Here is an 11,576-nt window from a genome sequence, read left to right as displayed (position 1 = left end):
CCGAACAGGACCGTGAAACAACTCTGCGCCGATGATAGTGCTGCAACCAGTGTGAAAGTAGGTTATCGTCAAGCTAGTTATTATGAAAAAACCCCGCTGACATGTGTCGGCGGGGTTTTTTTTCGTCTGCACTATTCACTGTCTGGCTGTGACATGTCACACCTGTCCCAATATGGGACAACAGCACGCCTCCCGCCCCGGAAACTGCCGGGAAACAGCCCGTCAAGCGCATGGCACGGCAATTGCTCACTACCTTGATATTAGTCATTTCAAAACGGTAGGAGACCATCATGCAACATCCAATTCGCACCCTGTTCGCTGGCGCCGCTTTCGCTACGGCCGCTCTGACCTCCATGATCGCTTACGCCCACGGTAACGTGACGCCGCAAGCCGTCGATACCACGGGCCTGCCTTCGGTGGGCGACAAGTGGCTGGACCAGAACCCGTACCGCGGCAACAAGCTGGCCCTGAAAATCGGCAGCTCCGCCTACAACCAGAACTGCGCCCGCTGCCACGGCCTGGAAGCCATCACCGGCGGTATCGCACCTGACCTGCGCAAGCTCGACCGCGACTGCTTCGACATCAAGAACGACAAGAAGAAGCAGGCCTGCTACAAGGAGACGGACAACTACTTCCTGACCTCCATCCGCCACGGCAAGGTGCGCAATGGCGCCGTCTACATGCCGCCGTTCGAGGGCGTGTTCAACCAGGAAGCGATGTGGGCCATCAAGACCTACCTGGAAGACCGCCGGGAAGTGAAATAAGTCCCGCTGTTCCAGCCTATCCGACAGGTCGTTATTGATTCCGAGGTGCTCTCATGTTCAAGTTCTCCCTGCGCGCCACAAGCGCGACGATTGCCCTGGCTGGTGTGCTGATGTGCGCCGTTTCCCCTGCGCGTGCCGACTGGAGCAAGATCCAGCAATCGGGCTCGCTCAAGGTGGCGGTGTACAACGACTTCGCGCCATTTTCCGACCATAGTGCCGGTATCGACGTCGACGTGGCCCAGGCGCTGGCGCACAAGCTGGGCCTCAAACTCAGCCTGCTGCCATTCCCTGCCGGCGAAGAGCTGAACGACGATTTGCGCAACATGGTATGGAAGGGGCATTACATGGGCTACGGCCCCGCCGACGTGATGCTGCACGTGCCGGTGGAACCGAAGCTGATGAATGAGAACGACAAGGTGCGCATCTTCGCGCCTTATCACGTGGAGACAGTGCGCCTGGTTCACAGTGCCAAGAGCATCCCCAATTACACGGGCCTCGATTCGCTGCAAGGCAAAACCATCGGCGTGGAAAAGGTGTCGATCGCAGGCATGGTGCTGCTGGGTGAGGGCAATGGTCGATTCCGTGACAACGTGCGCATTTTCGACACAGCGGGCCAGGCGTTGGAGGAGCTCAAGGCGGGCAAGATCGACGCCGTGCTGGCCAATCGTTCCGAGATCGAGGCATCGCTCAAGAGCGATCCCGCGTTCCCCATTGATGAAGCCAAATTCCAGCGACTGCCGCGCGCCGGCTGGGCCGTCGGCATGGCCGTGCGCAAGGACGATGTGGAAGTGGCCAAGCTGCTGCAGTCGGCCATGAATGACATGCGCAGCAGCGGCGAATTGCAGGCCATCTTCGCAAAATACGGCGTGCATCTGGTGCAGCCGTGAACCATGCGCCGCAGCGCACGCGGCTGGCGACAGCCGTTGCGCTGGCACTCCTGACGGCTGCGGCCAATGCGGAGCAGGGCGCAGCTTCCGCGCCGCAGGCGTTGCCAGAGCTGGCCGCCGGGCCGGCGTTGGCGCTGGCGTCGATCGACGTGGTCGGCGTCGCGCCCTTGCCTGGCCTGGGCATCGACCGCAGCCTGCTGCCCTACGCCGTGCAGACGGCGTCGTCGCGCGAGTTGCGCCAATCGGCCGGTGAGAATCTGAGCGAGTTCATGGCCCGCACGCTGACTGGCGTGGGAGTCAATGAAATCTCGGGCAGCCCGTTCCAGAATGATGTGACGTTTCGTGGCTTTCGCGCGTCGCCGGTGCTGGGCAGCTCACAAGGCATTTCCGTCTACCTGGACGGGGTGCGTGTGAATGAGCCGTTCGGTGACGTCGTCAATTGGGACATGGTGCCGGAAGCGGCCATCGGCAGCGTGCTGCTGGCGCCCGGGTCCAACCCGCTGTACGGTCTGAATTCGCTGGGCGGAGCGCTTGCACTCAACAGCAAGTCGGGCAAGACCCATCCTGGCCTGGACATCAGCGCTTCCGATAGCAGCAACGGCCAACGCCGGACCGACCTTGCCTACGGCTACAGCGGTGACCAGTCGTGGCATGCCTTCCTGGCCGCCACGCTGTTCAACGACCGTGGCTGGCGCGAACATTCGGATGGCCGGCTCGGTAATCTTTACCTCAAATTGGGTGGCACCAGCGGCGCCAACGAGTGGAATCTCGCACTTCTGAGCGGCAGCAGCAGCCTGGTGGGCAATGGCCTGCTGCCCAGCTATCGCGGAGATGACAGCAGCCAGGGGCTGTACGAAACGAACCGCCGCGCCATCTACACTTATGCCGACGAGACACGCAACCGCTTGCACCAGGCCGTGTTCAGCGTCGTTCACGACCTGGGCCCGGCGGGAGAACTTTCAGCCAATGCCTATCTGCGCAACAGCCGGCGCGACACGGTCAACGGCGATATCAGTGAAGCCTACGGCGACTACGTGGCCGACTGCGGCGCCGGCTTCCTGGCCGACGGCAGCGCCGTCAATCCGGACAGCTGCGGCTACACCCGCGCCTCCGCCGCGTTGCTGCATCCGGCCTCGTTCAACACGACCAGTACGCGCCAGAACAGCCAGGGCGTGAGCGTCAACCTGAGTCGCGACGTGGCGGCGCACAAGCTGCTGGCCGGCCTGACCTTTGACCGCAGCAGCGTCAGTTTCGCCCAGTTCGCGCAGGACGCCTATTTCACCTCCGACCGTGGCGTGCTGGCCGATCCGGCCGCCGAGCGTGAACCCACGTCATCCGTTTCCGGCAGCGCGCGCACCGTGGGCCTGTATGGCTCGGACACATGGAGCGTGACACCGGCCACGCATGTGACGGCGTCCGCGCGCTACAACCGGGCGCGCGTGGCCAATACGCTCGTCAACGCCGGCGACGCGCAAGCGCCGGAGGCGTTCAGCTACCAGAAGCTCAATCCTGCCATCGGCGTCGCGCATGATGCGGGCGCCGGCATATCGCTGCTGGCCAACTGGTCGCAGAGCACCCGTGTGCCGACCGTGATCGAACTAGGCTGCGCCGATCCGGCGCTGCCGTGCCGCTTGCCCGTCGGGCTGCAATCGGACCCCTACCTGAAGCAGGTCGTGTCGCGCACTCTCGAGGCGGGCGCGCGCTGGCAGGCCGGCCATGGCGCCAGCGCCACGCTGTCGGTGTACCGCACCGTCAACCAGGATGACATTCTGTTCCGCAGCACGGGCACCACCCAACAGGGTTACTTCTCCAATTTCAAGCGCACCCGCCACCAGGGCGCGGACTTGAGCGCCAGCGGCCAGTTGGGCGACCTGACGGCGCACCTGAGCTACAGCTATCTGCAAGCCGTGTACGACGCCGACGGCACCCTGTTCACGGGCGTGCGCAACGTGGAGGTGGCCTCTGGCACCCGCATCGCAGGTTTGCCACGGCATACGTTCAAGCTGGGACTGGACTGGCGCACCACGCCAGCGCTGACGCTGGGCGCGGAACTGGTGGCCAGGTCGGACCTGCTGACGCAGGGGAACGAGGATGGCCTGATCGCCGACACGCAGGCGGGACAGGCGCCGCAGGCCGCCGACCTGCGCGTGCGCGGCTACGCCTTGCTGGGCTTGCACATGAACTATCACCCCACCCAGCGCTGGGAGCTGTACGCGCGCATCAACAACGTGGCGAACCGTCGCTATGAAACCTTTGGCGTTGTGGCGCCGGACATGTTCCCGAATGGCCACCTGCTGCAGCCGCTCGATGGTGCCGTGCAGGCTGCGCCGGTTCGCTTTGTCGCACCCGGCGCACCACGCTCGGTGGTGGCCGGACTGCGTTATCACTTCTGATGCGGACTTGGCATGCGCGCTTTCAAGGCGCGCATGTCTGACCTGCCATCAGAAGCCGTAGCGGGCACTGGCGCCCATCAGCCAATTGCGGCCCGGTGCGGCTTCGTAGTAGCGCTTGTTGGTGTCGCCCACGATCACCGAGCCCACGTAGACCTTGTCGAGCAAATTGTTCACGCGCAGGAACTGCTTGAAGGTCCAGCCCATCCATTCCTGCTTGGCCGTGAGACGCGCATTCAGGATGCCGTAGCCGGGTGCGGGCTTTTCGGCGTTGGCGTCTTCCGCGTAGATGCGGCCACTGGCCACGCCTTCCAGCGCGGCGCCCAGGTGGCCGCCGCGGTCGGCCCATGCCAGCTCCATGTACATGTTCGCATTCGGCACTCCTGGCAGACGGCTGCCCCGCTGGACGGTGCCGAAGGCCTGGTCGTACACGGCGCGCAGCGTGGTCAGCGCCAGGCGCGTGCTCAGGCCATAACGCCAGCTGGAGTCGAGCGACAGTTCGGCACCCTGGCGCAGCGTGCTGCCGCCGTTGCGGTAGCTGGTGCGGCCGCCCACGGAGCTGTCGACCACCAGCTCGTCACTGGTGCGGACCTGGAACAGGGCGGCGTTGACGCGGGTGTCCTGCGCCGGTTGGGCCTTGATGCCCGCTTCCAGGTGGGTGCTGTTGGCCGCCTTCAAATTGAAGTTGAAGCCGGCGCCGGTGCCCGAGTAGAACAGCTCATTGAGGGTGGGCGTCTCGAAGCCGCGCGCGGCGCTGCCGTAGACGTTGAGCTTAGGCGACACCTGGTACAGCAGGCCCAGTACCGGCGTCGTGTGGCTGTAGGTCAGGCTGCCGCTGTCGTTGCCGTTGCTGAGGAAGTGGTCGTCCACTTCGATCTTCACGCGGCTGTGGCGCAGGCCCGCCGTCGCCAGCCACGGGCCGGACTGCCATTCCGCCTGCAGGTAGGGATCGAGGTTCGAGACGATGTCGTCCTCGTCGCGGCGCAGCTTGCCCTCCACGCCGAACTGGGTACCGATGAAGTTCTCGAAACCCTTGCGTGTGTCGCTGGAGTGACCGTATTCGAGGCCGAAGGTGGTACTGAGTTTGCCGCCGGCCAGCTGGTTCACGTGCAGCCAGTTGAGGTCCGTGCCATGGAAATTGCGCTCGAAGTCGACCACGCCGCCAGAATGGCTGGCGGGCGCCTGGAACGCCTTGGAGAAAGCCTGGTACTGGACCACGTCGCGGTTGCCGCCGTAGACGGTGGCGCGCAGGCGGTCGTCGCCGAACGCTTGTTCCCACACGGCGCCGGCCTGTTCGTGGTGGATGCTCTTGCGGGTGTTGTAGCGGTCGGCCAGCGTGCGCTTGGGCGATTGCGTGTCGGTGGCGTCGATCTCGCCGGCGCGCGGGTCGCGCTGGAAGGTGGCCCAGGTCACGCCCAGCGGATCCTGGGTGTCGTCCTGGCGCAGTCCGTTGGCGACGATGCTCAGTTTGGCGCCGGGCATGGGGGCCAGTGTCAGCTTGGCATAGGCCTGATCACGCCGGGCGGCGCTGTGGGCGCGGTAGCCGTCCGTGTCGAAGCGTGAGCTGTCGAGCACGTAGCCGACACCACCGGATTTGCCTTGCGCATTCAGGTCCACCTTGCGCGCGCCGTTGCTGCCGCCGGTCAGGTTCATTTCGACCGACGGCGCGCCTTCGCCTTCGCGCGTGACGAGCTGGATCACGCCGCCCGAATGGTTGCCGTACAGGGCGGAGAACGGGCCGCGCAGCACTTCGATGCGCTCTGCCATGTCGAGGTTGAAAGTGGCGGCCTGGCCCTGGCCGTCCGGCATGCTGGCCGGGATCCCGTCCGTCACCAGGTGCACGCCGCGCACGCCGAAGGCGGAGCGGGCGCCAAAGCCGCGCGAGGAGATCTGCAGGTCCTGCGCGTAGTTTTGCCGGTTTTGCACCACCAGGCCGGGCACGGCCACCAGCGCCTCCGAGGCGTTGACGCGGGCCTGGCTGTCGCGCAGGCGCGCCGTGTCCACCACGTCCAGCGCGGCCGGCAATTCGTAACTGGTATGTCCGGCGCGGCTGCCGCTGATGACCACCACGTCGGGCACGGCGCCCATGCCGGCGTCGGGCGCCGCATCGGGGGCGGCGGCGAATGCCTGCGGCGCCAGTGCGCTGCCGGCCGCGAATAGCGCGGCGACGGCGTTGAGTCGGAAGGTTGGGTGTTGCATGTCGTAGTCTCCATGTTGTTTGACGGTTCACGCCTGCTCCAGGCGCGTTGCGCCAGCAAGTCTGCCCGTCATGTAAGCAATTTGCCTGCCATGCCGCGATACCGCATCGCTGGCTGTGGCACGCCGATTGCATGATTGATCGCGCACGCGCGCGATCGCGCGCATCCGATCCATATTCGATCAACCTCCGATGAAAGGCTGTACCGTGAAAACCTCCACCTTATTCGCCCTGTCGCTGCTGTGCGCGCAGGTGCATGCGGCGCCGTTTGCCTACGTGCCGAACGAAAAATCCTCCACGGTCAGCGTGATCGATGTGGCCAGCGGCACGGTGGTGCGCGAGATCGCAGCCGGCAAGCGGCCGCGCGGGATCGCCGCCGATCCGGCCGGCCACCACCTGTTCGTGACCGACGCCGTCAGTAACACCTTGCTGGTGATCGACACGGCCAGCGGCGCCACCGTGCGCACCATCGCGCTGGGCAAATCTCCGGAAGGGGTGGACGCTTCCGCCGACGGCGCGCTGGTGGCCGTGGCCGTCGAGGAGAGCAACAGTGTGACCTTGATTAGCGCGGCCGATGGCCAGGTGCTCGCCGATATCAAGGTACAAGGCAAGAACCCGGAGCACGCCGTGTTCAGCCCGGACGGCCGCTGGCTGCTGGTGAGCGCGGAGGAGGCCGAGCAGGTCGATGTGATCGACGTGGCGGGCCGGCGCCAGGTGGGTGCGGTGGCGGTGGGGCGGCGCCCGCGCGGCATGGGCTTCTCACCCGATGGCCGCATGGCTTATGTGGCGTGCGAACTGGTGAACACGGTCTACGTGATCGACATGGAGCAGCGCAAGGCAGTGGCCCAGGTCGCGGCCGGGAAGAATTCGAACGGCATCGCCGTCAGTCCGGACGGCGCGCACGTCTACGTCTCCAACGGCATCGACGGCAGCGTGATGGTGATCGATACGGCCACCAATGCCGTGAGCCACACCATCGCCGTGGGCAAGCGGCCGTGGAACATGGCGCTGACAGCCGATGGCGCCACGCTGTACGTGGCCAATGGCCGTTCCAACAGCGTGTCGGCCATCGACACGGCCAGCGCCACCAAGCGGGCCGACATCGCCGTGGGGCAGCTGCCGTGGGGCGTGGTGATCCGGTAGTGATCCGATAGTTACACAGGGGCTGTGTCACACCTGTTCCAAACCTGAACAAGTGTGACAGCGCCACATTGTGCTTCACATCCCCTGCGAATACCCGCGCCCACTGTGGCGCGGCCCTGAAGCGGGGGCGATTGGCGGTGCTGGCACGGTGTTTGCGAATAGGAGCATGTGCCTTACCAACGCCGTCACGGAACGGTCCCATAACCACAGCAGAAAGAGGATGACATGAATCTCGCGGATATCAGCAAACTTGGCGTCGCTAACCCATTCAAAGCACGCTACGACAACTACATCGGCGGCAAATTCGTTGCGCCGGTCAACGGCGAATACTTCGCCAACATCACGCCGATCACTGGCCAGCCGTTCTGCGAAATCGCCCGTTCCACCGAAGCGGACGTGGAGCTGGCGCTGGACGCCGCCCACGCCGCCAAGGCCGCATGGGGCAAGACCTCGCCAGCGGAACGCGCCAACATCCTGAACCGCATCGCCGACCGCATGGAAGCGAACCTGAAGCTGATCGCCACCGCCGAGACCATCGACAACGGCAAGCCGATCCGCGAGACCATGGCCGCCGACATCCCGCTGGCCATCGACCACTTCCGCTACTTCGCCGGCTGCATCCGTTCGCAGGAAGGCTCGGTCGCGCAGATCGACTCCGAAACCTACGCCTACCACTTCCACGAGCCGCTGGGCGTCGTGGGCCAGATCATCCCCTGGAACTTCCCGATCCTGATGGCCGTGTGGAAGCTGGCCCCAGCGCTGGCCGCCGGTAACTGCGTGGTACTGAAGCCGGCCGAGCAAACCCCGGCCTCGATCATGGTGCTGCTGGAAGTGATCGGCGACCTGCTGCCGCCGGGCGTGGTCAACGTGGTCAACGGCTTCGGCCTGGAAGCGGGCAAGCCGCTGGCATCGAGCAAGCGCATCGCCAAGATCGCCTTCACCGGCGAAACCGGCACCGGCCGCCTGATCATGCAATACGCCGCGCAGAACCTGATCCCCGTCACCCTGGAACTGGGTGGCAAGTCGCCCAACATCTTCTTCGAAGACGTGATGGAAGCGGACGACGCCTTCTTCGACAAGTGCCTGGAAGGTTTCGCCATGTTCGCGCTGAACCAGGGCGAAGTGTGCACCTGCCCATCGCGCGTGCTGATCCAGGAATCGATCTACGAGAAATTCATCGAGCGCGCGCTGGCCCGCGTGGCCGCCATCAAGCAGGGCAATCCGCTCGACGCTTCGACCATGATCGGCGCCCAGGCTTCGCAGGAACAGATGGAAAAGATCCTGTCGTACATGGACATCGGCAAGCAGGAAGGCGCCGAGCTGCTGGCTGGCGGTTCGCGCAACGCGCAGACGGGCGACCTGGAAGGCGGCTTCTATGTGCGTCCTACCGTCTTCAAGGGCAACAACAAGATGCGCATCTTCCAGGAAGAGATCTTTGGCCCGGTGGTGTCGGTGACCACCTTCAAGGATGAAGCTGAAGCGCTGGCCATCGCCAACGACACGCTGTACGGCCTGGGCGCCGGCCTGTGGACCCGTGATGGTTCGCGCGCCTTCCGCGTCGGCCGCGCCATCCAGGCTGGCCGCGTGTGGACCAACTGCTACCACCTGTACCCAGCCCACGCTGCCTTCGGTGGCTACAAGCAGTCCGGTATCGGCCGCGAAAACCACAAGATGATGCTGGACCACTACCAGCAGACCAAGAACCTGCTGGTCAGCTATAACCCGAACGCGCTCGGTTTCTTCTGAGGCCGCCGTTGAGCGCTTGATGTAGTCCCGGCGCCACGCGGCGCCGGGATTGTGAAAGGAAGCCCATGAACAATGCCATCGCCCGCGTGACCGCCACTCCGGCGGCACTGGAATTCCTGGCGAGCTTGCGCCGCCAGCACGGACCGCTGATGTTTTTCCAGTCCGGCGGCTGTTGCGACGGCAGTGCGCCGATGTGCTACGGCGCCGGGGACTTCAATCTCAGCGACACGGACGTCTATCTGGGTAACCTGGATGGCACCCCGTTCTACATGGGACTGGAGCAGTTCGAGTATTGGCAGCACACGCAGTTGATCATCGATGTCGTGGACGGGAACGGCGGCATGTTCTCGCTTGATAACGGCACAGGAAAGCGCTTCCTGACCCGCTCGCGCCTGTTCACGGACGAGGAGCTGGCGGTGCTCAACAGCGCGGAGCAGCACGCAGTAAAACACAGTAGCTAAATTCGAAAAACGGGAACAGAGGAGAAGATTGTGCAGAAAAAAATTATCGCAACGCTGGTCGGCTTGAGCGTCCTGACGCTGGCGCACGGCGCCGCCAACGTCACCACGGCCATGCTCAACGATGCCAGCAAGGCCACCGACAGCGTACTGTCGTTCGGCATGGGCTCGGAAGGCCAGCGTTTTTCCCCGCTCACGCAAATCAACACCAAGAACGTCGGCCAGCTGGTGCCGGCATGGTCGTTCTCGTTCGGTGGCGAGAAGCAGCGCGGCCAGGAATCGCAGCCCGTGATCTACAAGGGCAAGATGTTCATCACCGCGTCGTACTCGCGGATCTTCGCCATCGACCTGAAGACGGGCGCCAAGCTGTGGAAGTATGAGCACCGCCTGCCGGACGCCATCATGCCATGCTGCGACGTGGTCAACCGCGGCGCCGCCCTGTACGGCAACCTGGTCATCTTCGGCACGCTGGATGCGCAGCTGGTGGCGCTGGACCAGGACACCGGTAAAGTCGTATGGAAGGAAAAGATCGACGACTACGCGGCTGGCTACTCGATGACGGCCGCGCCGCTGATCGCTGACGGCGTGCTGCTGACGGGTGTGTCGGGCGGCGAATTCGGCATCGTGGGCCGCGTCGAGGCGCGCAACCCGATGACCGGTGAACTGCTGTGGACCCGTCCGACCGTGGAAGGCCACATGGGCTACAAGTACGACAAGGACGGCAACGCCATCGAGAACGGCGTGTCGGGCACTGTCAACAAGACCTGGCCGGGCGAACTGTGGAAGACCGGCGGCGCCTCGACCTGGATGGGCGGCACCTACGACCCTTCCACCAAGCTGGCCTACTTCGGCACCGGCAATCCGGCGCCATGGAACAGCCACCTGCGTCCCGGCGACAACCTGTACTCGTCGTCGACCGTGGCGATCGACCCGAAGACGGGCCAGATCAAGTGGTCTTACCAGAACACGCCTAACGATTCGTGGGACTTCGACGGCGCCAACGAGTTCGTCACCTTCGACATGGACGGCAAGCGTTATGGCGGCAAGGCCGACCGCAACGGCTTCTTCTACGTGATCGACGCCAACAACGGCAAGCTGCAGAACGCCTTCCCGTTCGTGAAGAAGATCACCTGGGCCACCAGCATCGACCTCAAGACGGGCCGTCCGAACTTCGTGAAGGAAAACCGTCCGAGCGATCCGACCACCGGACCTGAAGGCAAGAAAGGCAGCACCGTGTTCGCGGCACCGGCCTTCCTGGGCGCGAAGAACCAGATGCCGATGGCGTACAACCCGCAGACCAAGCTGTTCTACGTGCCGGCCAACGAATGGGGCATGGACATCTGGAATGAGCCGATCAGCTACAAGAAGGGTGGCGCATACCTGGGTGCTGGCTTCACCATCCGTCCGCTGAACGAGGACTACATCGGCGCCATGCGCGCGATCGATCCGAAGACCGGCAAGATCGTCTGGGAAGACAAGAACTCCGCTCCGCTGTGGGGCGGCGTGATGACCACCGCCGGCGGGCTGGTGTTCTACGGTACGCCTGAAGGCTACCTGAAGGCGGTTGACGCCAAGAGCGGCAAGGAACTGTGGAAGTTCCAGACCGGCTCCGGCGTGGTCGCGCCTCCTGTGACCTGGCAGGATGGCGGTACCCAGTACGTGGCCGTGGTCTCCGGCTGGGGTGGCGCAGTGCCGCTGTGGGGCGGCGAAGTCGCCAAGAAGGTCAACTTCCTGGAGCAGGGCGGTTCGGTGTGGGTGTTCAAACTGCCAGCAAAATGATTTACGTCGGCAGCGTTCATATCATGCGCGGTTAGTCTCCCCTTGGCGCTTGAACGCTTCTTTTTACTGACGGCTTCGGCCGTCAGTTTTTTTTTGGTGCGCCCAGCATGGGCGCACTCCTGTGGGTGCAAGTCCCGCCGCGAGCTGACCACAGTGAGCGAAGTGAAGCGCAACTGCGGAAGGGTAACTGACTGTGGGAAGGAAGCGTGGAG

At 64.2% G+C, this 11,576-nt stretch carries 8 protein-coding genes; 7 read left to right on the top strand and 1 reads right to left on the bottom strand.

The window, feature by feature from the left end:
- Positions 1–290: 290 nt before the first annotated feature.
- Genes pedF through H3H36_RS26095 form a run of 3 tightly spaced genes read left to right on the top strand, consistent with a single transcriptional unit; the run spans position 291 to position 4,044 of the window.
- Positions 291–764, top strand: a complete 474-nt coding sequence (gene pedF, locus H3H36_RS26105) for a cytochrome c-550 PedF (RefSeq protein WP_182220953.1) — start codon at positions 291–293, stop codon at positions 762–764.
- 53 nt (positions 765–817) lie between these two features.
- Positions 818–1,651, top strand: a complete 834-nt coding sequence (locus H3H36_RS26100) for a substrate-binding periplasmic protein (RefSeq protein ID WP_182220952.1) — start codon at positions 818–820, stop codon at positions 1,649–1,651.
- Entirely contained in the window at positions 1,648–4,044 is a 2,397-nt protein-coding gene (locus tag H3H36_RS26095) for a TonB-dependent receptor (RefSeq protein WP_311196700.1), read from the top strand. Before H3H36_RS26100 ends, H3H36_RS26095 begins: the two co-directional genes overlap by 4 nt.
- 48 nt (positions 4,045–4,092) lie before the next feature.
- Here H3H36_RS26095 and H3H36_RS26090 read toward each other — a convergent pair whose 3' ends face one another.
- A complete protein-coding gene (locus tag H3H36_RS26090; protein ID WP_182220951.1) occupies positions 4,093–6,240 on the bottom strand; it encodes a TonB-dependent receptor family protein in 2,148 nt (715 codons plus the stop codon).
- A 205-nt stretch (positions 6,241–6,445) separates the two neighbouring features.
- Here H3H36_RS26090 and H3H36_RS26085 point away from each other — a divergent pair, with 205 nt between their 5' ends.
- From H3H36_RS26085 to H3H36_RS26070, 4 genes are all read left to right on the top strand, one after another.
- Positions 6,446–7,381, top strand: a complete 936-nt coding sequence (locus H3H36_RS26085) for a beta-propeller fold lactonase family protein (RefSeq protein ID WP_311196699.1) — start codon at positions 6,446–6,448, stop codon at positions 7,379–7,381.
- Between the two features lie 225 nt (positions 7,382–7,606).
- The gene (gene adh, locus H3H36_RS26080) at positions 7,607–9,127 is read left to right on the top strand and encodes an aldehyde dehydrogenase (protein WP_182220949.1); all 1,521 of its coding nucleotides are present in this window, start codon (positions 7,607–7,609) and stop codon (positions 9,125–9,127) included.
- Between the two features lie 65 nt (positions 9,128–9,192).
- Positions 9,193–9,588: a DUF779 domain-containing protein gene (locus tag H3H36_RS26075; protein WP_182220948.1), complete on the top strand. Its 396-nt coding sequence runs from the start codon at positions 9,193–9,195 to the stop codon at positions 9,586–9,588.
- A gap of 30 nt (positions 9,589–9,618) precedes the next feature.
- Entirely contained in the window at positions 9,619–11,364 is a 1,746-nt protein-coding gene (locus H3H36_RS26070) for a PQQ-dependent methanol/ethanol family dehydrogenase (RefSeq protein ID WP_182220947.1), read from the top strand.
- The last annotated feature ends 212 nt before the right edge of the window (positions 11,365–11,576 follow it).

It is taken from the genome of Rugamonas fusca (assembly GCF_014042365.1).
Taxonomy (GTDB): domain Bacteria; phylum Pseudomonadota; class Gammaproteobacteria; order Burkholderiales; family Burkholderiaceae_D; genus Rugamonas; species Rugamonas fusca.
This window is presented reverse-complemented; position numbering and strand designations above follow the sequence as displayed.